Annotated in this window: 22 protein-coding genes; 19 read left to right on the top strand and 3 right to left on the bottom strand. The window is 61.2% G+C overall.

All coding sequences use genetic code 11. The annotated features are described in order from the left end of the window. The 3 genes from recA to QM649_RS14840 all read left to right on the top strand — a co-directional run. The coding region (gene recA / locus QM649_RS14850) for a recombinase RecA (RefSeq protein WP_415199836.1) at positions 1–707 on the top strand (707 nt) is incomplete at its 5' end. A gap of 107 nt (positions 708–814) precedes the next feature. Then, positions 815–1,312 (top strand): pantetheine-phosphate adenylyltransferase, encoded by a 498-nt coding sequence (gene coaD, locus QM649_RS14845; protein WP_415199835.1) that lies wholly within the window; start codon positions 815–817, stop codon positions 1,310–1,312. Between the two features lie 207 nt (positions 1,313–1,519). Beyond that, positions 1,520–2,185, top strand: coding sequence for an HAD family hydrolase (locus QM649_RS14840; protein ID WP_415199838.1), 666 nt, complete (start codon positions 1,520–1,522; stop codon positions 2,183–2,185). Positions 2,186–2,252: 67 nt separating this feature from the next. Here QM649_RS14840 and QM649_RS14835 read toward each other — a convergent pair whose 3' ends face one another. The 3 genes from QM649_RS14835 to rlmN form a co-directional block, all read right to left on the bottom strand. Beyond that, positions 2,253–3,641 carry a mannitol dehydrogenase family protein gene (locus QM649_RS14835; protein ID WP_415199837.1) on the bottom strand — a complete coding sequence of 463 codons (1,389 nt, stop codon included), beginning with the start codon at positions 3,639–3,641 and terminating at the stop codon, positions 2,253–2,255. A gap of 281 nt (positions 3,642–3,922) precedes the next feature. Continuing rightward, on the bottom strand, positions 3,923–5,320 hold the full coding sequence (locus QM649_RS14830) for a sugar porter family MFS transporter (protein WP_415199834.1): 1,398 nt from the start codon (positions 5,318–5,320) through the stop codon (positions 3,923–3,925). Positions 5,321–5,824: 504 nt separating this feature from the next. Then, a complete protein-coding gene (gene rlmN / locus QM649_RS14825; RefSeq protein ID WP_415199833.1) occupies positions 5,825–6,976 on the bottom strand; it encodes a 23S rRNA (adenine(2503)-C(2))-methyltransferase RlmN in 1,152 nt (383 codons plus the stop codon). A 146-nt stretch (positions 6,977–7,122) separates the two neighbouring features. Here rlmN and QM649_RS14820 point away from each other — a divergent pair, with 146 nt between their 5' ends. The 16 genes from QM649_RS14820 (at position 7,123) to lysC (ending at position 22,236) form a co-directional block, all read left to right on the top strand. Further along, positions 7,123–8,400 (top strand): M16 family metallopeptidase, encoded by a 1,278-nt coding sequence (locus QM649_RS14820; protein ID WP_415199832.1) that lies wholly within the window; start codon positions 7,123–7,125, stop codon positions 8,398–8,400. A 298-nt stretch (positions 8,401–8,698) separates the two neighbouring features. Next, complete coding sequence (locus QM649_RS14815; RefSeq protein WP_415199831.1) at positions 8,699–9,244, top strand: type IV pilin protein; 546 nt, start codon at positions 8,699–8,701, stop codon at positions 9,242–9,244. Between the two features lie 168 nt (positions 9,245–9,412). Beyond that, positions 9,413–9,994: an outer membrane lipoprotein chaperone LolA gene (gene lolA / locus QM649_RS14810; RefSeq protein WP_415199830.1), complete on the top strand. Its 582-nt coding sequence runs from the start codon at positions 9,413–9,415 to the stop codon at positions 9,992–9,994. 67 nt (positions 9,995–10,061) lie between these two features. Further along, positions 10,062–10,457 (top strand): MliC family protein, encoded by a 396-nt coding sequence (locus QM649_RS14805; protein ID WP_415199829.1) that lies wholly within the window; start codon positions 10,062–10,064, stop codon positions 10,455–10,457. After that, positions 10,454–11,698 carry a WD40/YVTN/BNR-like repeat-containing protein gene (locus tag QM649_RS14800; RefSeq protein ID WP_415199828.1) on the top strand — a complete coding sequence of 415 codons (1,245 nt, stop codon included), beginning with the start codon at positions 10,454–10,456 and terminating at the stop codon, positions 11,696–11,698. The genes QM649_RS14805 and QM649_RS14800 overlap by 4 nt, the downstream gene beginning before the upstream one ends. Before the next feature lie 72 nt (positions 11,699–11,770). Then, positions 11,771–12,064 (top strand): hypothetical protein, encoded by a 294-nt coding sequence (locus QM649_RS14795; RefSeq protein ID WP_415199827.1) that lies wholly within the window; start codon positions 11,771–11,773, stop codon positions 12,062–12,064. Next, entirely contained in the window at positions 12,061–12,369 is a 309-nt protein-coding gene (locus tag QM649_RS14790) for a type II toxin-antitoxin system RelE/ParE family toxin (protein ID WP_415199826.1), read from the top strand. The genes QM649_RS14795 and QM649_RS14790 overlap by 4 nt, the downstream gene beginning before the upstream one ends. Before the next feature lie 102 nt (positions 12,370–12,471). Further along, positions 12,472–13,668 carry a type II secretion system F family protein gene (locus QM649_RS14785; protein ID WP_415199825.1) on the top strand — a complete coding sequence of 399 codons (1,197 nt, stop codon included), beginning with the start codon at positions 12,472–12,474 and terminating at the stop codon, positions 13,666–13,668. Between the two features lie 126 nt (positions 13,669–13,794). Continuing rightward, positions 13,795–15,423 carry a GspE/PulE family protein gene (locus tag QM649_RS14780; RefSeq protein WP_415199824.1) on the top strand — a complete coding sequence of 543 codons (1,629 nt, stop codon included), beginning with the start codon at positions 13,795–13,797 and terminating at the stop codon, positions 15,421–15,423. A 100-nt stretch (positions 15,424–15,523) separates the two neighbouring features. After that, positions 15,524–16,492 carry a hypothetical protein gene (locus QM649_RS14775; RefSeq protein ID WP_415199823.1) on the top strand — a complete coding sequence of 323 codons (969 nt, stop codon included), beginning with the start codon at positions 15,524–15,526 and terminating at the stop codon, positions 16,490–16,492. Next, positions 16,492–17,235 carry a fimbrial assembly protein gene (locus QM649_RS14770; RefSeq protein WP_415199822.1) on the top strand — a complete coding sequence of 248 codons (744 nt, stop codon included), beginning with the start codon at positions 16,492–16,494 and terminating at the stop codon, positions 17,233–17,235. Before QM649_RS14775 ends, QM649_RS14770 begins: the two co-directional genes overlap by 1 nt. After that, positions 17,232–17,849 (top strand): hypothetical protein, encoded by a 618-nt coding sequence (locus QM649_RS14765; protein WP_415199821.1) that lies wholly within the window; start codon positions 17,232–17,234, stop codon positions 17,847–17,849. Before QM649_RS14770 ends, QM649_RS14765 begins: the two co-directional genes overlap by 4 nt. Positions 17,850–17,854: 5 nt before the next feature. Continuing rightward, positions 17,855–18,475, top strand: a complete 621-nt coding sequence (locus tag QM649_RS14760; protein WP_415199820.1) for a hypothetical protein — start codon at positions 17,855–17,857, stop codon at positions 18,473–18,475. A gap of 37 nt (positions 18,476–18,512) precedes the next feature. After that, complete coding sequence (locus QM649_RS14755; RefSeq protein ID WP_415199819.1) at positions 18,513–19,511, top strand: hypothetical protein; 999 nt, start codon at positions 18,513–18,515, stop codon at positions 19,509–19,511. 158 nt (positions 19,512–19,669) lie between these two features. Continuing rightward, positions 19,670–20,749 (top strand): aspartate-semialdehyde dehydrogenase, encoded by a 1,080-nt coding sequence (gene asd / locus QM649_RS14750; RefSeq protein ID WP_415199818.1) that lies wholly within the window; start codon positions 19,670–19,672, stop codon positions 20,747–20,749. Next, positions 20,746–22,236, top strand: coding sequence for a lysine-sensitive aspartokinase 3 (gene lysC / locus QM649_RS14745; protein ID WP_415199817.1), 1,491 nt, complete (start codon positions 20,746–20,748; stop codon positions 22,234–22,236). The genes asd and lysC overlap by 4 nt, the downstream gene beginning before the upstream one ends. Positions 22,237–22,238 lie beyond the last annotated feature (2 nt).

The raw sequence follows: 22,238 nt of genomic DNA, 5'->3' as shown, positions 1-22,238 counted from the left end.
TTGAGATCACCGAAGCGCTGGTGCGCTCGGGCGCGATCGACGTGCTGGTCGTCGACTCGGTGGCTGCGCTGGTGCCCAAGGCCGAACTCGACGGCGAGATGGGTGATTCGCACGTCGGCCTGCAGGCCCGCCTTATGTCGCAGGCGCTGCGTAAGCTTACCGGTACGGTGTCGAAGTCGCGCACCTGCCTCATCTTCATCAACCAGATCCGTGAAAAGATCGGCGTCATGTTCGGCAATCCGGAAACCACGACCGGTGGCCGCGCGCTGAAGTTCTACTCCTCGGTCCGCGTCGATATCCGCCGTATTGCAGCGGTGAAGGAAGGCGATACGGTAGTGGGCTCGCGCACCAAGGTCAAGATCGTGAAGAACAAGGTTGCAGCGCCCTTCCGCGAGGCCGAGTTCGACATTCTCTACGGCGAAGGCATCTCGCGCGAAGGCGATGTGCTCGATCTGGCGGTGAACAACAATATCGTCGAGAAGTCGGGCGCCTGGTACAGCTACAGCGGAGAGCGCATCGGCCAGGGTCGCGAAAACGTGCGCAACTTCCTCAAGGAAAACAAGGACACCTTCGGCCGTATCGATGTGCAGCTTCGCCAGAAGCTGGGCATCGTGACGCCGGGCAGCGCACCCGAGGTTCCTGCGGTGCCGGCGAACGGCGCAGCAGCGGCCCAGGAAGCGGTACGGCCCGCGGCGCGGCGCCAGTAGTTCGAGTTTCCATCGCAACCAGCGGCAGGCTTCGGCCTGCCGTTTTCTTTTTCGTCGCGGCCTCCGGTTTGGAGTCCGTTCGGCTTCACGGATACAATCCAACTGGCGTGAATACTGTTAAAGCTATCTATCCGGGCAGCTTCGACCCGGTCACGAACGGGCATGTGGACCTGATTGCGCGGGGATCGAAGATCTTCGATCATCTCGTGGTTGCCATCCTGAGAAATTCGCACAAAAATCCGCTGTTTACCGTGGCGGAGCGCGTGGAAATGCTGACCGAGGCCGTAGCCGGATTCGGCAATGTGTCGATCGCGACCTTCGACGGCCTGCTGGTGGACTTCGCCCGGCAGGAGCAGGCGCATGCGCTGCTGCGCGGCATCCGCGCCATCAGCGACTACGAATACGAGCTGCAGATGGCCCTGATGAACCGGCGTCTCTCGCCGGAACTCGAGACGATCTTCCTGATGCCGGATGCGAAGTACTCCTTTGTGAGTTCGCGGCTGGTAAAAGAGGTCTTCGAACTCGGTGGATCGGTCGAGGGGCTGGTGCCGGAATTCGTCATCGAGCGCCTGAAGCAGCACGGAATCGGCAACGCGGGGAGCTGAGTTTTCGCTCTATCTTTAACAGGTGAAATGGTTTCTTCCTCTTGCGCAGCCCCTGGAAACGCTGTTCTTCCTGCTGTAATCGCGCTGTGCGATAAACTGAAGAGATAGTGCAACCGCGATGTTGAGCATGTAAAACATGCCGCGAGAGCAGACGCGACCGCACATTCCACGTCAGAGGAGAACCCATTGCAAGCGACTAAGAGCGCGGTGCGCCCTGTACATGCTGTCATTTTTGATATGGATGGTCTGCTTTTGGATAGCGAGAGGCTTGCCATCGATGCGCTGGTAAGCGCAGGCAAGACTGTCGGATACGAGATGCCGTATTCCTTCTGCCGGAAGATGGTGGGCGTGGCCGCGGATGGCTGCCGCAAGCTGGTGCGCGAAACGTACGGCCCCGAATTTCCTCTGGAGGAATTCTTTCGTGCGCAGGAAGTGATCCTTCGCGAGCTGGTGGATACCGGCAAGCTCACACTGAAGAAGGGCGTCGAGCCGCTGCTGGATTATCTTGAGCAGAACAGGGTTCCACGCGCCATTGCGACGTCTTCCAGCCGCGTTCGCACGGATCATCACCTGAAAATGATCGGCATCTTCCATCGGTTCGACGCGATCGTGACGCGCGACGATGTCACCAATGGCAAACCGAATCCTGAGCCGTATCTCACGGCTGCGGGCCGTCTGGGTTTCTCTCCGGATGACTGCCTTGCGCTCGAGGATTCGCACAGTGGCGCGCGGGCCGCGCATGCCGCCGGTATTCGCGTCATCGTGATTCCCGACCTGCTGGAGCCGAACGAAGAGATTCGCGAGAAGGCGCTTGAGATTATGGAAGACCTGCACGGTGCGCTCAGCTATATTCAGCGCGCGAACGCCCGCTAAGCGCGAACTTCTGAAAAGAAAAAAGACCGGCACGCCAGCGCATTGGCGTGCCGGTCTTTTTAGTGCCCTAGTGCTGCAGTGCTTCCTGCAGCACCTGCCCCACGGGCTCATGCGAAAGGCGATGCAGCATCTGCGCCACCTCGCGGACGATCCGCTGATGATCGGGCAGAGGTGGCCCGAAGATCTCTGCTTCGCCCAGAAACGCTTCGGCCTGTGCTTCGTAGCTGCCGCGATGGATGCGATAGAGACGATGCAGCATTTCGGCGCGCGGGTCCACAATATGGATGCCGTCGATCTCCTGATCGTGCAGCGCAAACCAGCGAATCCAACTCGCAATCAGCAGTATCGCTCCATGCACATCACGGCCTGCCAGCAGATTCTCGCGCATCGGTTCGAGGATTCGTGCCGACATCTTCGTCGAACCGTTTCGTGCAATGCGGCTTAACATGTGAACGATTCCCGGGTTGCGGAATCGCGCCATAAGCGATGCGGCGTAGCGCTCTTTGAAAGATGCTGAGAGCGGGACCCCGGCGCCCTGCTCGCGCAGCATAAACGCCTCGGCCAGCGAGCCGATGATAGGATCCTCGGCGGCTTCGGAGATCGTCCGCTTGCCGTCCAGGGCGCCTACGTAGGCCAGAAACATATGCACGCCATTCAACATGCGAAGCTTCGAGGCTTCAAATGGACGCACATCGGTTACAAATTCTGCGCCGCCCGCTTCCCATGCCGGGCGATCTCCTTCGAACTCCTCGATGACCCACTGCGTGCTCGGCTCGGTCGGCACGGGAGCACGATCCTCGAAGCCGCCAAGCAGTCTGCAGGCCTCGGCGATATCTTCTGGCTTGGTCATCGGCACAATGCGGTCGACCATTGAATTCGGGAACCGCACATTCCGTGCGATCCATTCACTCAGAGAATGATCCAGCACGGATGCGAAATCGAGAACTGTTTGGCGCAGCGTGTCGCCGTTGTTGGTGAGGTTGTCGCAGCAGAGAATCACCGGCGGCGTGCCGCCGTCCTTTCTCTTCTCTTCGAGTCCCTGTACGAGCAGCCCCACGGCCGTCGTGGGAAGCTGTGGCCGCTTGAGGTCATGCAGGATCGCGGGGTTCTGGAGATCGAGCTGTCCGCTCGCCGGATCGAGATGATAGCCGGTTGCGGTGATCGTTAACGTGACAAGCGATGTCTCAGGATCGGCGATACGGCGATAGACCCCGCGTCCATCTTCTGGCGCGTAGACCGCCTCACGCAGCGCTCCTGCGATCAACGCCGCCGTTCCGTGCGCGCTGCGTTCAAGGACGGTATAGAGGCCGTTCTGGCGATTCAGCGTGTCCGGCAGCTCTCTGCGCCGCATGGAGACCGAAGCAATGCCCCAGCGCAGGCCATCCTTGCCTTGCGTCTCAATCGCGGCCTGCGTGGCGAGAACCTGGTGCGCACGATGAAAGCTGCCGCATCCCAGGTGGAGAATGCCGCTGCGAAGCTGACGTGGATCAAAAGCAGGCTTGCGGACATTCAGCGGCAGCTGAGAGAGTGCGGATAAGCCGAGCTGTCCCTTGCGGGCGGAGTTGCAGTGGTAGGTATTCTTCGCGTGATTCTGGATAAGTCACACTCCTTTCCTGTGGCACGCCACCGGTGACGCGGCGGCATGGCATTCCTGTCGCATGCAGCGCGGAGCGAATCCGCGCGCACTTTTCGTATTGCACGAAGGCTTGACGTCAAGAGATGTCAGCCCATGAAGCTTTATGGTTTGAAGTGGCCGCTGCGGAGCGATTCTTCAATGTCCTCGAGGCTGAGGCCTGCCGTCTCCGGTACGAAGCGCAGCACGAAGAGAAACGCGAGCAGGTTGAGGCCTGCGTAGACCCACATGGTCCCCGAGGTTCCGGCGAGGCTTACGAGCGACAGGCCTGTGGCCGTCACTGCAAGGTCCGCGCCCCAGATCATGCCCGACTGCGCGCTGGCGCCGGCCGCGCGCACGGAGAGCGGATATACTTCCGACCCCATCAGCCATCCGCAAACCTGGATGCCGCCTGCGTTGAAGATCATGTAGACGAGCAGGCATCCGACCAGCACCCATGCGGATGGTCCCGTTGCCATGCCGCGCGCGAACATCGTGCCAAGGATCGCAAGGCTCACGACAGCACCGGGGATCATGACGAGCATGAGTTTGCGGCGTCCCACCTTCTCAACGATCAACAAGCCAAGGCCCGTCATGAGGGCATAGACCACGGCGAGTCCCACGCTGGCGAGCAAGGATGCTGAGGCACCGAAGCCCGCGCCGGAGAGAATTGTCGGCGCGTAGTAAATCATCATCTCGATGCCGCTGAGCTGTGTGAATGCGGCCACGCCGAGCGCAGCGACCGTCGCCGGGCGCACCCACGGTTGCAGCAGGCCTGCCCATCCCCTTGCCTTGTCGTGTTCCTGCTCGGCCGCGCGGCGGATATCGCGCAACTCGCCTTCGATGTCATCGCCTTCGCTGCGCACGCGCTGCAGGCTATGCTTCGCATCGTGCGGACGCCGCATCTCCATCAGCCAGCGTGGGCTCTTGGGGAAGAACGGCATGCTCGCAAGCAAAATCGCAGCTGGGATGACCGCAACGGAGATCATGGAGCGCCACGACCACGCGTTATGGAGAAAGTAGCCGACGAGGCTGGCGACAACGATGCCGAGTCCGATCGCGAGGTTGAAACAGGTGACGAAATTGCCGCGACGCATTGCCGGTGCGATCTCGGAAATATATACGGGCACCGTCTGCGAGGAGCCGCCGACGGCGAAGCCAAGCAGCACACGCGCGGCGATGAGCAGGGCAGGCGTAGGCGCCATGCTGCAGGCGAGTGCGCCCACGATGTAGACGAGCGCAATCAGCGCTACCGTGTTTCTGCGGCCCAGCCGCTCGGAAATCGCACCGCAGCTGAGTCCTCCAATCACAGCGCCAACGAGGATCGCCGAGGCGACCATCTCCTGCATCTGGTGACCGAGATGGAACTCCTTCGCGATGAGCATCAGCGCGCCGGAGATGATGCCGGTGTCATATCCATAGAGAAAACCGGCGATGGAGGTGACCGCGGTGGTGATGAGCAGCGATGTCTGGATACTCGTCCGTGCATGGGCGCGGGGCTTCTCAGCGATAGCTGTATTCATAAATCGAACCTCACAGAAAGTGATCCAGGCCCGCTCGGCAGACAGCGCACGAAGCGGGACAAAAGCAAAATCCAGTCAATACGCAACGGTGCAGCGTATGCCGGAGGGGTCTTCTTGAGTGATTGCTTTCAGGAAAAGAACGGCCGCTTACACCGGCACACAGCATCTCGAAAGAGAAGCGCGCGTTGGATTACACCCTGGAACAGCGATAAGCGGCGTCGATGCGCCCTGAATGGGTCAGGGGCGGAAAAGATGTTTCTCTGAGGCGCCGTGCCATTGCAGAATCCAGGGGTACAAAGTTCCTGACTCGCTGTTGCTCATCCTGAACATGTGTAGTTTCCCCTTTCTCTTGCAATCAGGCTTCTATTTCTTTCGTGCAAAAGCAGCGCCATCTCTAGGGTAAACCCTAAAAGTGCATGTAAGCCTTTCCATCCATTACGCAATTGATTGCAATTTGTGAACACAGCAATCAATTTTCTGAATGGGTGGCAGATCCTGCGCGGATTAGGCTTCGACGGTGCGCTTCAACTGGCCGCACGCGGCGTAGATGTCGCGTCCACGTGGACGGCGCAGGAAGGCTGGGATGCCTGCACCGACGAGTGCCTGCTGGAAGCGTTCCACGTCATTGGGCGAGGGCATCGTGTACGGGATGCCGGGGCCGGGGTTCCACGCGATGAGATTCACCTTTGCCGGAAGACCGCAGCGGCGCACGAGGCGGATGACTTCATTCGCGTGCTCGGGCTGATCGTTCACGTCGCCGAGCAGCACGTATTCGAAGGTCACACGTTCGCGTGTGCGCAGCGGCACCTTGCGGATGGCATCCATCACCGCGGCGATATCCCACTTGCGCGTGATGGGCATGACCTGCTCGCGCACGATGTCATTCGACGCATTGAGTGAGATCGCGAGCTTCGGGCGGACCGGCTCCTCGGCGAAGCGCTCGATGCCCGGAACGATGCCCGAGGTGGAAACGGTCATGCGCGATTCCGCGATGCCGACCTCGTTGACCAGCAGCCGGACGGCATCCATGAAGGCGTCGTAGTTCAGGAAGGGTTCGCCCATGCCCATGAAGACAAGGTTGATGCGATCGCGACCGATGCGCACCTTGTGGCGATCGAGTACGGCGACGACCTGCCCGGCAATCTCGCCCGGCGTGAGGTTGCGGATGATGCCGAGCTTGGCCGTGAGGCAGAACTGGCAGTTCACCGCGCAGCCGATCTGCGAGGAGACGCAGATGGTGGCGTCGTGATGGCCCTGCGCTTCCTCGTCGCCTGCCTGCGAGCCATCGCCCGATTCGCCGTCATCGCCCTCGGGCATCCAGACTGTTTCCACGGTCTGGCCGTCGGCGGTCGCGATCAGGTAGCGTTCGGTGCCGTCCACGGAGCGGAAGGTCTCGGCGATGCGCGGGCGGCCGATATCGTAACCGGCGGCGCGCAGCTGTTCGCGGACAGCCTGGGGCAGCGTGGTGATGGCCTCCAGGGTCCCGGCCCAGTCGCGATAGAGGGCCTGGGTCAGCTGCCGGGCGCGGTAGGGCGGCAGTGAAAACTCTTGCGATAAGAGCGCAAGTTGTTGATTGGAAAAACCAAAAAGCGGACGAATCGCCTGGGGTTCAGGAGCGTCTAAAATGGAGTAGAGATTGTTCCTGCCAGACGTCATCGGTAATTGCGGTTTCGGGGTTTCAGTTCTGCTGTGTCAGCATAGCGCATTCCGCGCGCCCGAGTCGGCGCATTCCCCAGAAAGACACGGCCTCCAATGACAATTCCACATCGATGCTGGCCTCCCAAGAAAGGTCGAAAGACTGAATGAGCAATGAACGCAACATCCGCCGCACCATCCTGCCCAACGGCCTCACGATCCTGACCGAGCAGATGAATCATGTCCGCTCGGTGGCGATGGGCATGTGGATTCGCGCGGGCTCGCGGCACGAGCTGCCCGAGGTGAACGGCATTTCGCACTTTGTGGAACACATGGTCTTCAAGGGGACCAAGTCGCGTTCGGCGCAGCGGATTGCGCGCGAAGTGGACGCGATCGGCGGCAACCTGGATGCTTTTACTGGCAAGGAGACCGTCTGCTTCAACATGAAGGTGCTCGATGAGCACGTGCCCACGGCGCTCGAGGTGCTGAGCGATCTGGTGCTGAATCCGGTCTTCGCGCCCGAGGAGATTAACCGCGAGCGCGGTGTCATCCTCGAAGAGATCAAGATGGACGAGGACAACCCGGATTACCTGGTGCATGAAATCTTCACCCAGAACTTCTGGAAGGACCATCCGCTGGGCAAGCCGATTCTCGGCACCAAGGAGACGGTGAAGAGCTTCGAGCGGGATACGCTCTTCGGCTACTACGATTCACGTTTTCTGGGCGGCAACATGGTGTTCACGGCCGCAGGGAACCTGAACCATGACGAGTTCGTGGAGCGGGTTACACGGAAGTTCGAGGCACTGCCTGCCGGGCAGAGCGTGCATGCGGACGAGCATCCGCCGAAGACGGCGGCGCGCATCAACCTGCGCAACAAGAAGTCGCTCGAACAGGTGCAGCTTTGTCTCGGCGTACCCTCACCGCCGGTAGCCGACGAGCAGCGCTACGTCACGCTGGTGCTGAATACGGTGCTGGGCGGCGGCATGAGCTCACGTCTCTTCCAGACGGTGCGCGAGGAGCGCGGGCTTGCCTACGCGATTTATACGGACCTCAATCCTTATCGCGATACCGGTTCGCTGTGCGTGTACGCGGGCACCTCGTCGTCGAAGGCGATTGAGGTGGTGAAGCTGGTGATGGAGGAGTTCTCCAAGCTGAAGCGCGAGCCCCTGAACGCCGATGAGCTACGCAGGGCAAAGGATCAGCTGAAGGGGAACCTGCTGCTTTCGCTCGAAAGCTCGATGTCGCGGATGTCGAACCTGGCCCGCCAGCAGATGTATTTCAACTACTTCTTCGGCCTGCAGGAGATCCTGGACAAGGTGGAGAATGTCTCCGCCGAGCAGGTGATGGAGATGGCAAATACGCTCTTCCAGCCGGAACGGGTAGCGGCAACGCTGCTGGGACGACTGGACGGACTGAAGCTGACGCGCGACCAGCTGGTCTGCTAAGAGCAGGGTGCAGGGAACGAGGGGGTAGGGTGGAGTTCTTTTGCCTCCCTCTCCGACTGACGGTGGCCCACTCAAGCCCGGTGTTGGCTTGAGTGGGGTACAAAGAGGCCTATCCCTTCCCGCCAGAGCAAAGCTCGGGCATGCCCTGGGTTCGTTGCTGGGCATGGAAGTTATGGAAGGCAGCGGTTTGAGCGGGGAACTGGCCTCAGACGTCTAACATCCAGTAGGATGGCGTTTGGCGGAGCCAGAATTATGCCTGGCGGAGCCCGCTGCGCAGGTTTATCGAAGGATATTGATCATGACACGACTCGTTCTCCTCAGCCTTCTCTCGCGCCGCAAGCGCCGTGATATTTCTCCGGATGCCGAAGCGGGCTTCACCCTGATGGAGCTGCTCATCGTGATCAGCATCATGCTGATCCTGATGCTGATCGCGATTCCGAACTTTGCCGGCATGAAGATGCAGGCCAATGAAACCTCGTGCATCCAGTCGTTGCGCGCGATTTACGAGGCGCAAATCCAGTACCAGACGACCTATCCACAGAACGGCTTTGCCAGCAATTTGCAGGAGCTGGGCGGCGATCCCAAGTCGGGTGCTCCCACGGCCAACGCGGCGCAGCTGCTCCAGGGCGACCTGACCAGCGGCCAGAAGAGTGGCTACACCTTCACCATCGTGAACACCACCAAGACGACGGTGAACAACCAGGATATGTATACCGGCTACGAAGTGACGGCCGTTCCGCAGGCCGTAGGCAAGACCGGCCACTCGGGCTACTGCATCGATCAGCAGGGCGAGGTCCGCAAGGATCCGACCGGTGGCACGAACTGCACCGTCGCTCTCCAGTAATTGCAGCGCGCGGCCAGGGTTTACTCTGGAAGTGTGAGAAATCTTTCCAATCACGGCGGACCGATGCGGTCCGCCGTTTTGCTTTTTGCGCTGGCCGGGCTGGCTGGCGTGCCTGGAATGGCGCAGCCGCCAGCAGCGAAAACTCTTGCCGCACAAGCGGCTGACACGATGACAGCCGAGACCCTTGCCGGGCGGATCGATGCGCATTACAACCGCCTGCACTCGCTCGAGGTGCACTTTCTCCAGACCTACGAGGGCATGGGCATGAACCGGCGCGAAGAGGGAGCACTGCTCCTGAAGAAGCCGGGACGGATGCGCTGGACTTATTCGCAGCCGGATGGAAAGCTCTTCGTGCTCGACGGCAAGGACGGGTATTTCTACTCGCCCGGGCAGAACGAGGCGCAGAAGGTTCCGGCGAAGGACCTGGACGATATGCGTTCGCCGTTGAGCCTGCTGCTCGGCCACACCCAGCTGATGAAACAGCTCTCCGGCATTGCGCTGCGGACGAACGCCGATGGGACCTGGACGCTGACCGGCGTTCCGAAAGGTCTGGAAAAGCGGGTCTCGTCCTTTGCGGTGACGGCGACGGCGGACGGGACGATTCGCGAGTTGCGGGTCGAGGAGACGGACGGCATTGTGAACGGCTTCCGCTTCTCGGGCGAGGCAGCGAATGTGCCGGTCAAGGACTCGGATTTCGCCTTTATCCCTCCGGCAGGGGTGCATATCGTGAGCGGTCTGCCGCCTGTATAGGAGTGGCGATTCCTTCGGATCTCTCGTGACGTATCGTGGTGTCACACGAGGAGTTCGGAGGAAAACCATGCCCGGAAAATGGCTGGTGGCGACAGTGCTGGCATGCGGTGCGCTCTGCGGAAGCACCGCAAAGGCCTCGACCAAGATGCGGATTCGTCTGCAGGGCGATGGTCCGGTAACGCACGAAACAAGGCGCTATGCCTGCGACTCGGCCGGGGCAAAGATGGGACTGCCGGCGGGCGTCTTCACCGTGGAATACCTGAACGGCGCGGGCAACAGCCTGGCGGTGGTCCCGGTGGGTGGCAGGTCGCTGATTTTTGCCAATGTGATCTCCGGATCTGGCGCGCGCTACGCCGCCGGGACATTTATCTGGTGGGAGGCGGGCGACCGCGGATCCTCCTTTTCAACCGATGGGCTTGGGAACAAGGCTACGTCGATGTGCCATGAGGTGAAGAGCAAGTGAAGCTCGGTTGGATTCTGGCAGGCGGTCTGTTGGGGATGTCGGCATTTGGGGCGGCAGCGTGTGCGCAGGATGCGAAATCCGGCCCCTGGGTGATGCAGCAGGGAGGGACGACGGCGAGCCTGCGGGGGATTCACGCGGTAGGTGGCGGCGTGGCCTGGGCCAGCGGTACGGATGGCACCGTGCTCCGGACCGAGGACAGCGGCTACATGTGGCAGACATGCGCCATGCCTCCGGGGGCTGAGAAGCTGGATTTTCGCGGTATCTGGGCCTGGGATGCGAACAACGCCGTAATCATGGCGTCGGGGCCGGGGACGCAGTCGCGGGTCTACAAGACGACCGACGGGTGCTCGCACTGGAAGGTGGTCTTCTCCGATCCGCTGCCGGACGGCTTCTTCGATGCGCTCTATTTTCTCGATGCGGATCACGGCGTGCTGCTGGGCGATCCCGTTAAATTTAATAATAATTCTCACCCGATAGGTTCTATTGAAAGCCTGATTCCACCATTTGAGCGCCGTACTGGAACTTTGCCGATTCGTGTGACAAACGATGGCGGATATAAGTGGATTCCGGTGATGGATGGAGGGCCCCAGCCCCTGACTGCTGGAGGTAAGTCTGGCCCTGTCACCGGCTGGAAGATGAATCCGCCCCCAGGCGAAGGGCTGACACCGCTGCCTGACGAAGCATTCTTTGCCGCCAGTAACTCTTCGATCGCCTCATCCGGGGACACCCTGTGGATCGGGACGAGCAAGGGACGGGTGATCCGGGTAAGCCAGGCGGCATTCGTGCCGGGAGGATTGATTTGCGGGACGCCGGAGCCTATCTCTGGAAGCTGCCCGATCCACTGGCAAATCGTCGACAGCGCGCAGACGCCGATCCGGCATGACAGCCCCGCGGCGGGTATCTTCTCCATTGCCTTTGCGGACTGGCAGCACGGAATAGCCGTGGGTGGTGACTACCAGAAGCCGAACGACCCGACAGGGACGGCGGCGTGGACGGCGGACGGCGGCAAGACCTGGACGGCGGCGGTGAAGCCTCCGCATGGATACCGGTCATCGGTGGCGTGGGATGCGGAGGCGAAGGCGTGGATTGCGGCGGGGACAAACGGCTCCGATATCAGCTATGACGGCGGGAAGACCTGGTCGAAGCTCGATGACGGAAACTGGAATGCGATCAGCCTGCCTTGGATCGTGGGTCCGAAGGGAAGGATTGCCAAGCTGGGGGCTCTACCGGCGAAGCCATAGGCCGGTTACGACAGTGTCTTCCCGGCGGGATTTTCGCCGGAAATGGCGGTAATCCGGGCGTAGACTGGCTGCATGGCGATCCAACTCAGTCCGGAACTGGAAGCTCTCGTGCGCGAGGGGGTAAAGCTGGGCTCATATGCGAGTGTGGAAGAGTATCTCCAGCACGCCATCCTTCGGCAGCAGCAGGAGGATTTGGACACTGAAGGACACGAAGTCCTGTTCGGAGAGAGCCGAGAAGAGTTCCACAGGAAGCTCGAAGAGGCACTGGAGCAGGCCGAGCGCGGTGAGACCTTCACGCCAGAACAGGTGAAGGAAGACTTAAGGTTACGGAAGCAGGCCTGGCTCAAAGCCCGACAGATGGCATGATCCGATATAAGCTTTCTGCCCGGGCCAAGCGAGAAGTGTTTGACATCTGGTTGTACATTGCCCGGGAGAATATCGAAGCTGCAGACCGGGTCGAGGCCGCAATCTACGATGCGTGCGAGTTTGTGGCTGCAAACCCGATGGCCGGCGGTGTCCGCACTGAGCTCACCGGTCTACCCCTCAGGTTTTGGGGTATACCGGGTTTCCCCAGCTACCTGCTTGTCTACTCCCCACACCGCAAGCCGCTCCTGATCCTTCGCGTGCTTCACGGAGCCAGGGACTTACGCCGGGAAGTGAAGCGCCGATAAGTTATTTTGAGGAGATCGACGCGGCTGAACGGGTGGCAGAGGAAGCGCGTCTATTCCGATACCGGGCGACCTACGGGAACTGGTACCCTGAATTAGCTTTCCATGGCAGAATTCGTCATCAAACTGGCCGACGAGCGCGGCCGCGTGCAGGAGCAGGTGCAGTCGGCGGCATCCGCCGAGGAGCTGCGCCAGCGGTTTACGCAGGCCGGCTTTTACGTCTATTCGGTCAAGGCCAAGGGCCTGACGGGCGGACGGAAGAAGGTCAAGCTCGAAACCTTTCTTATCTTTAATCAGCAGTTTCTTACCCTGATCAAGGCTGGCCTGCCCATCCTGGGCTCGCTCGAGATGCTGGCCAAGGGCCAGAAGAACTCGGCTTTTGCCGGGCAGCTGCAGAACGTGACAGCCCGCGTACGTACGGGCGAGTCGATCTCGGCAGCCTTCGAGGCGCAGGGCGGCTTTCCGCTGATGTACACGACGACGCTGCTGGCGGGTGAGCGAAGCGGCAACCTCGAAGAGGTCCTGGGACGCTTTCTGTCCTTCCAGCGGATCTCACTGAGCTTCCGCAAGAAGCTGACGGCCTCTCTGATCTATCCGGCGCTGCTGATCTGCCTGGTTTTCGGACTTTTCGTCTTCCTGATCACCTTCGTCGTGCCCCGTTTTGCAACACTTTACGACCAGCTGGGCACGAACCTGCCATGGCTGACCCTGCTTCTGCTGAAGGTCGGAAACGGCGCGCAGAAGTACGTTCTCTATGCAATCCCGGCGCTGGCGCTGATCGGCTACCTGCTCTTCCGCTGGAGCAAAACGGATAAGGGCGCGGACCGGATCGATGGTTTCCGTATCGGGATGCCGGTCTTTGGAGCGATCTGGATCAAGTACCAGGTGGCGCTGTTTTCGCGAACACTCTCAACGCTGCTGACCGGAGGCCTGCCGCTGATGCCCTCCCTTGAGACAGCGGCGCGCTCGATTGCGAGCAAACGGATCGCCAAGGCCGTCTTTACCTCGGTGGCCAGCATTCGCGAGGGCAAGGGGCTGGCGACCAGTCTCGCGTCGACGAAGGTCTTTCCTGCGCTCTCGATCGAGATGATCGAGGTGGGCGAATCGACCGGCGCGCTGCCGCAGATGCTCAATTCCGTGGCGGAATTCTTCGAGGAAGATGTACAGACGGCGCTGACGGCGGCCATGGCGCTGATTGAGCCGGCGATTCTGATTGTGATGGGAATCGTGGTGGTCGTTATTCTGATTGCGCTGTATCTGCCGATATTCTCCCTGGGGAATGCGGCGAACTTCCAGCACTAGAGTTATTGCAAGCGCGCTGAAAGGCGCAGTACCGCTGGGCGGAAACGCTGTCCTGGCGGGATTTACCAGATGAACGGGCCATCGGCGCAAGCGCCGGTGGCCCGATTGAGAGCAGACGGGGTTTTTATGGCACAGGGACCGGTTTTGACGCTTCCCATCGAGCAGGACGAGACAGCGCGGGCACAGGCGCTGGCGGTGCGCTATCGCTCGGAGTTCGTCGACCTGAAGAACTTCAAGATCCAGCACGAGCTCTTCAAGACCGTGCCGGTGGACATGATGTTCCGCTACAACTTCGTGCCCCTGGAGCAGGAGGGCAACCGGCTGGTGATCGCGGTGAGCGACCCGAGCCGGCTGATGATGCTCGACGAGATCGGCGGCCTGCTGGGACAGCGCATCGTCACCCGCGTGGCCACTCTGACACAGATCACCGACCTGCTGAAGAAGACCGAGCAGTCGCAGCGCGTGCTGGATGAGGCCTCCGAAGGCCTGACGTTCGATGTCGTTTCGACCGAGGAGAACCCGGACGAGAACATCTCGATCGAGAAGCTGACTTCGGAAGAAGACATCAGCCCGATCATCCGTCTGGTGGATACGACGATCTTCACCGCGCTCGAACGGCGAGCCTCCGACATCCATATCGAGACTTACGACGACTCGCTGATCGTGAAGTACCGCATCGACGGCGTGCTGCAGCTGGCCATGGCGCCGATTGCGCGCGAGCACCATGCGACGATCCTCTCGCGTATCAAGGTCATGAGCGAGCTCGACATCGCCGAGCGCCGCGTGCCGCAGGACGGCCGTTTCCGCGTGCGTTACAAGGGCCGCCTGATCGACTTCCGTGTCTCGATCATGCCGACGGTGCATGGCGAAAACGCCGTGCTTCGTGTGCTCGACAAGGAGTCGATGAGCGAGAAGTTCAAAAAGCTGACGCTCGAGGTGGTCGGCTTCCATGAGGACGATCTCCGCCGCTTCCGCCGGTACATCCGCGAGCCCTACGGCATGGTGCTGGTCACCGGACCCACCGGCTCGGGCAAGACGACGACGCTTTACGCAGCGCTGAACGAGATCAAGAGCGACGAAGACAAGATCATCACCATCGAAGACCCGGTCGAGTACCAGATCCGCGGCATCACGCAGATCCCGGTCAACGAAAAGAAGGGCCTTACCTTCGCCCGCGGTCTGCGCTCGATCCTGCGCCATGACCCGGACAAGATCCTCGTCGGTGAGATCCGCGACCAGGAGACGGCGCAGATCGCCATCAACTCAGCGCTGACCGGCCACCTGGTTTTCACCACGGTCCACGCGAACAACGTGATCGACGTGCTGGGACGCTTCCTGAACATGGGCGTCGAGGCTTATAACTTCGTCTCCGCGCTGAACTGCATTCTGGCGCAGCGCCTAGTGCGTACCATCTGCGAATACTGCGTGCACACCGTGCAGTACGACGACGAGATGCTGATCAACAGCGGCCTGAATCCCGAGGAGTGGCGGAACTTCGAATTCCGTGAGGGGGCAGGCTGCATTGAATGCGGCGGCACCGGGTATCGCGGCAGAACGGCGATCCACGAGCTGCTCGACCTGACCGACCCGATCCGCGAGATCATTCTCGAGAAAAAGCCGGCCTCGGAAGTCCGCAGGCTGGCGCAGCAGGAAGGCATGCAGTTCCTGCGCGAGTCGGCGATCGATCGCGTTCGCCGTGGATGGACGACGCTCAAAGAGATCAACAAGGTAACCTTTATCGAGGCGTTTCGTTGATATCGTTTCGGGTGTTGCGCGCAGGGGAAATCAGAACGGCGCCCGGCCGGTCCGGGTGTGTATTTGGGCAGGTGTTTGGCCATACAGGAGCGGCACGTTAGTGGCTTTTTCCTTCAATTTCTTTACGTCCCGGGCGAGTCAGCGACCGCACCTGGCCTGTGAGATTACGCCGGAGGGCGTGATTGCCGGGCGGCATGTGGATGCCGAGCGGGCGGTGACGGCCTTTGTACCGCTGCCGGCCGAGGTGGTGCGTCCGGGCATAGTGGAGGCGAACCTCGCCGACCCGCAGCGTGTGACACAGGCGATTCGCAAGGCCGTGGATGAGGTAGCCGGGCGCGAGAAGCCGCTGACCGTGGTGATCCCCGACGCGGCGGTGCGCGTGCTGCTGATGGATTTCGAGACATTGCCGTCGAAGCCCGCCGATGCGCTGCCGATCGTGCGCTTCCGCTTGAAGAAGCTGGCGCCGTTCGAGGTGGATGACGCAGCGGTGAGCTACCAGGTGCTGCCGAAGGTGCATGGCGGTGGAAAAGGATCGGGCAACGGCCAGCTTCGCGTGCTGGTCACGGTAATGCCGGCAGCGATTCGCGCCGAATACGAGGCCGTGGTGCGTGCCGCGGGCTATACGCCGGGGGCGATTCTGCCGGCGACGTTGGCCGCGGTTGCGAAGGCGCCCGCGCATGGCGCATCGCTGATCTTGACCCGCAACGGGCACACGCTCACAACAGTGATTACGGAGGGCGACGAGCTGCTGCTGCACCGTTCGCTCGAGTTGCCGTTGGGTGAGGATTTTGCGGGAGACAGCGTCGATGCCGGTTCGGAAGAGCTGGCCCGCGCCGTCTCGGTGTCGCTTGCTTACTTTGAAGACACGCTGCAGTACAAGCCGACGGTGCTGCTTTATGCCGGTCCGGGCGGGGCGCAGGCCTTCCGCCGCGCGATCGGGCCCGAGCTGGGCGAGGTTCTGGTGGAGTACGGATTGCAGATCGAAGACCTGGTTGCCGGGCCGCAGGGAGCGCTGACGGCGATTCCTGAGGGCGTGGCCGCTGGAGTGATGGGGGCGCTGGCCAGCTAATGCGCATCACACTCAATCTTGCCAGCCAGCCGTATGTCGACGTCCGGTCGATCCTGAAGCGGCTGCGCGTGGTCATGCTGATCCTGGCGCTGCTGGTGCTGCCGCTATGGTGGCTGCTCCATGCGAAGGAAGGCCAGGCCGCAGCCGCAACGGCGCGGGTGCAGGCCGTCGAAAACAATGTGCAACGTCTGCAGCACGAGCAACAGAGCTACCAGGAGATGATGCAGCAGCCGCAGAATGCCGCTGTGCTCAAGCAAGCGGATTTTCTGAACGGGCTCTTCCGCCGCAAGGCTTTCTCCTGGACAGCGACGATGACCGATCTCGAGACCGTGCTGCCGATGGGCGTGCAGGTGTTGAGCATCGATCCGCAGGTGGCCAAGGACGGCACGGTGACCATCCACATGCGTGTGAGCGGTGGACGCGACCGCGCCATTGAACTGGTTCGCAACCTCGAGAAGTCTCGGCACTTTGTCGGACCGCGCGTGGTGGCCGAGGCGCAGGCGCAGATTCCGGGACAGAACAATCCGAATGCGATGGCGATGCAGCCGGTGAGTGCTTCCACGCTGGTGAACTTCGATGTGCTCGCGGCGTATCGGCCGATCGAAGGTTCGGCGAAGCAGGAGCATGACGCGGAGAAGGATGCGCAGTCCGCGGCGTCTGCTTCGGCGCACACAACGGCGCATGCGGCGGCTCATACCCTGCATGCGACTGCAGCGGCTCATGGAAAGCAGGGTGCGCGATGAAGAACATCCGCCGTTACATTACGCCGCTGAATCTGCATATCGCCGGGGTGATTGTCCTGCTGGGCGTGGTGCTCTTCGTGGGCGCGAAGGCGCTGATCGCGCTGCATGAGTCCGGGGCGACGCAGTCCGAGGAGTTTGCGCAGGAGCAGCTGCACTATGCGCAGCTGAAGGCGCAGATGGGGCATCTTGAAGGACTACCGGCCAAGGTGAAGGAGTCGAACGACGATGCGCGGAAGTTCTATGACAAGCGCATCGCTCCGAATTATTCGACCCTGCTCGAAGAGTTCTTCGCGCCTGCCATCAAGAACCAGGTACACATTTCGCGCACCGGCTACACGCAGACGGCGGCGATCGAAGGCCTGCGCGAGGTGCGCATCGATGCCAGCCTGAGCGGCGAGTATACGGCGCTGGTGCACTTTATCAACGACCTCGAGCGCGACCAGAATCATGTCTTCTTCACCATCACCGGTGTGGCCCTGAGCGGCCAGCAGGGTGGGCTGGTGAACCTGCGCCTGAAGGCGTCGGCCTATCTATCAGCGAACGCGACCGACCAGTTGCCGCAGACCCCGGAAGAGGGCGCGGGCGACAGCGACGCGGGCGGGGAAGGAAACTAGCGCCGATGGCATTGAAGACCGGTTCAGAAGATAAGAAGAAGGTCATATTCGCCGCGTGTCTCGGCCTCGTGGTGCTGGTGCTGGCCGTGCGCATGATCCTCTCGACGTTTGTCGGCGGGTCGCCGGCTCCTGCGCCCGCTCCTGCTCCTGTGCAGAGCGCCAGTACGGCTGGGGCTCGCCCTGTGATTGTGAACAGAGAAAATGCGACGCATGAAGCGACGAAGGTCTCCTCGCCGCTTTCGCAGCTCGATCCCACGCTGCATCCGGAGTGGATGGCTGCCGCGGAGTCGCTCGAGTATGCGGGCAAGGGCCGCAACATCTTCTCGATGAACTCGGTGCCGGCCGTGATCGAAGCGGTGAAGGGGCCGATTCGTCCCACGCAGATTGCGCAGGGGCCGACCGGACCTCCGCCGCCCCCTCCGATCGACCTGAAGTTCTACGGCTTCGAGACAAATAAGGCAGGCAAACGCAAGGCCTTCCTGCTGCATGGCGACGATGTGTTTATCGCATCGGAAGGCGATGTTGTCGACCATCGCTATAAGGTGGTGAGCATTCTGCCTACCTCACTGCGGGTTGAGGACATTCCGTACAACAACACCCAGAGCCTGCCCCTGATGCAGAACTAGCCTTGCATCAGGCGGCGGGACCTACGGCAGAGCAGCGATGAAACACTTCCTCCAACGCGAGCGGCACGAACGCACCGGCGAGACCGGTGAAGACGGGATCGTGCTGCTGTTTGTCATCTTCATGGTGGCAGTGCTGCTGATTGCGCTCGCGATCGCAGCACCGAAGGAGGCCAAGCAGATTCAGCGCGATAAGGAGCTGGAGCTGTGGCATCGCGGCAACCAGTACAAGCGCGCCATCAAGCTCTATTACAAGAAGTACGGCGCGTATCCGACTTCGATCGACCAGCTGGTGAACACCAACGAAATCCGCTATCTGCGCAAGCGCTACAAAGACCCGATGACGGGCAAGGATGACTGGAAGCCGGTCTACTTTGGGCAGGCGCACGTGCAGCCGCTTGGGCTCTTCGGGCAACCGCTCTCGAATGGCGGACTCTCGACGACTTCGGGTTCGAGCGTGATGGGCGGGACGGGCACGGGTGTGATGGGCTCGTCGTCGATCGGGGGCACCTCGACGCTGGGCAGCACGTCGAGCACGGACAGCACGTTCGGCAGTTCGACGGACTCGTCGTCCAGCTTCGGTTCGACAACCTCCGGCTCCAGTACGACTGCAGGCTCGACGACCGGCGCTACCGGATCGACTGGCTCGATGTTTGCTTCTTCTTCGAGTACCGACGGTACCTTCGGTGGCGGCGGCCCGATTGTCGGCGTGGTGATTCAGGACACGCACGCGTCGATCATGATCTACAAGAAGCAGAAGACCTACAACATGTGGGAGTTTGTCTACGATCCGCTGGAAGACCAGCTGACGAATGGCGGCGCAGCCGTCGCCTCGACCTCGGCGTCAGGGCTGACCACCGGCAGCTCGGTGAGCGGAAACTCGGTGTTCGGTTCGTCTTCTTCTTCGAGCTTCGGTTCGTCCTCGTTCGGCAATTCGGGCAGCTCATTCGGTAGCAGCTCCGGCACCGGCTCGACCGGCAGTACCGGAAGCACGGGGAGCACGGGAAGCACCTCGACTACCGATAACCCGCAAATGTAACCCGCATAAGTGCATAAGGAGCCGCTTCGCTGCGGCTGGCGTGCTTCGCCGCGCGGGAAGACGTTACACTAGTTGCTACACGATTCAGCCCCGGCGCTCCAGCTCTCACAGGCCGGGCAGTGTAACTCTTGACGAGTCAGGCAGGCAGATCGAAAGACATGCGGCAGAAGATTGGAATTCTCGGCGCGACCGGAATGGTCGGCCAGCGGTTTATCCAGCTCCTCGAAAATCATCCCTGGTTTGAAGTAGCGTGGCTGGCGGCGAGCGATCGCTCGAGTGGCAAGAAGTACGGCGAAGCAGTGAGATGGAAGCTGGATACGGCGCTGCCCGAGCACATTGCCAACATGACCGTCTCCCCTGCGGTTCCCGATGGCGCGCCGAAGATTATCTTCGCCGCTCTCGATACGGACATTGCACGCGAGATGGAGCCTGCTTTCTCAGCCGCTGGCTGCGCGGTGATTTCGAATTCGAGCGCTTTCCGCATGCACGAAGATGTGCCGCTGGTGATTCCCGAGGTGAATGCCGACCATCTGCCGATCCTCGAGAACCAGGAATGGCGTAAGCAGTCGGGCGGCTACATCGTGACCAATCCGAACTGTTCGGCGATTGGCCTGGTACTGGTGTTGAAGCCGCTGGTGGAGCGCTTCGGCATCGATGCGATCTTTGTGAGCACGATGCAGGCGATCAGCGGTGCGGGCTATCCCGGCGTTGCTTCGATGGACATCCTCGGCAACGTGGTGCCGTACATCAAGAACGAAGAAGAGAAGATGCAGGCCGAGACGCTGCGCCTGCTGGGCTCGCGTGACGGCAAGCTGGTGAAGCCTCTTGACGCCAGGATGACTGCGCATTGCAATCGCGTGGCGGTGGAAGATGGGCACACGGAGTCTGTCAGCGTGAAGTTCTCACGCAAGGCTACGAAGGAAGAGATTCTCGCGGCGTGGCGTGAGTTCCAGCCGCTGGCCGGCCGCGACCTGCCGACTGCGCCTGCGCAGCCAATCGAGTTCGTCGGACTCGAAGATCGTCCGCAGCCTCGCCTGGACAAGATGCGTGGCAATGGCATGGCCGCGACGGTGGGACGGCTGCGCGAGTGCACGCTGCTCGACTGGAAGTTCACCGTGCTCTCGCACAACACCATCCGCGGCGCTGCCGGCGCTGCGCTGCTGAACGCGGAGCTGCTGGTTTCGCTCGGTAAGCTGGATCCGGTGAAGAATTCCGACCAGGCGGCCGTGACAGCATGAACAAACTGGTCGTGATGAAGTTCGGCGGCACGTCCGTCGAGGATGCTGTTGCCATCAACCGCACCGCGGGCATCGTTCGCGGACGCATCGAAAAAGGTCTGACGCCGATCGTCGTTGTTTCGGCGATGGCGAAGGTGACCGACCAGCTTCTGGCTGCAGCTGCAGCGGCAGGCCGTGGCGATCGCAGCGGCGCGCTGGCGATTACGGCGCGGCTGCGCAGCCGCCACAAGGAAACGGCGACGGTTCTGCTGGTCTCGGAAGAAGTGAAGCAGCAGACGCAGACGGTGGTCGATCATACGCAGATCGCTCCGCCGGAACTGGCGACCCTGCTCATCTCGATCGATGCCGAGTTCGATGGTCTCGATGAAGTGCTGCGCGGGCTTGCTGCTGTGGGCGAGCTGACGCCGCGCATCAGCGACATGATCGTCTCGATGGGCGAGCGCCTTTCGAGCCGCATGATCGCCGAGGCCTTCTCGCAGCGCGGTCTCAATGGCGTGCATGTCGACGCGCGCAAGTGCATCATCACGGACAACCAGCACGGCAAGGCGATTCCGGATGACGCGATGATCGAAGCGCGGCTGAAGGAGCACGTCCTGCCTCATGCGAGCGAAGGCCGCACCGTGGTCATGGGTGGCTTTATCGGCTCGTATGTTGCGCCGAATGCGGTTGCCGATGACAAGATCATCACGACAACGCTGGGCCGCGGTGGTTCGGATTTTACGGCTGCTCTCGTCGGCGGCGGTATCGACGCCGGTGCGATCGAAATCTGGACCGACGTGAACGGCATCATGACGACCGATCCGCGCATCGTTCCTGAGGCGCTGCGTGTGAAGACAATCAGCTTCGAAGAAGCGGCTGAGCTCGCGTATTTCGGCGCGAAGGTGCTGCATCCGGCCACGATTCTTCCGGCGGTGAAGAAGAACATCCCGGTGCTGGTGCTGAACTCGCGCAACCCCGAGAACGAAGGCACACGGATCATCTCGCTGGCGCCGCACTGCCAGAGCCCCTTCAAGTCGATTGCGGCGAAGCGCAAGCTGACCATCATCGACGTGGTGGCGAGCCGCATGCTGATGTCGCATGGCTATCTGAAGGCGATCTTCGATGTCTTCGACAAGCACAAGTGCGCGGTGGACATGGTCTCGACCTCGGAGGTTTCGGTGTCGCTGACGGTGGACTCGAACGAGAAGCTGCCGGATATCGCTGCCGACCTGAGCAAGCTGGCCGACGTGAAATACGAAGGCCGCAAGGCGCTGATCTGCCTGGTGGGCGAAAATATTCGCGGACAGAACGGGATCTCTGCCCGCGTGTTCAACGCCATCAAGCATGTGAATGTGCGCATGATTTCGCAGGGCGCTTCCGAGATCAATATGAGCTTCATGATCGAGGAAGACGACGTGGAAGAGGCGATCCGCTCACTGCATGCGGAGTTCTTCGCCAGCCCCGATCCTGAAATCTTTGACGTGGAAGCAGTGAAGGCGGCGAGATAGAC

Origin of the sequence: Silvibacterium sp., assembly GCF_047605705.1 — a bacterium.
Taxonomy (GTDB): Bacteria; Acidobacteriota; Terriglobia; order Terriglobales; family Acidobacteriaceae; genus Silvibacterium.
This window is presented reverse-complemented; position numbering and strand designations above follow the sequence as displayed.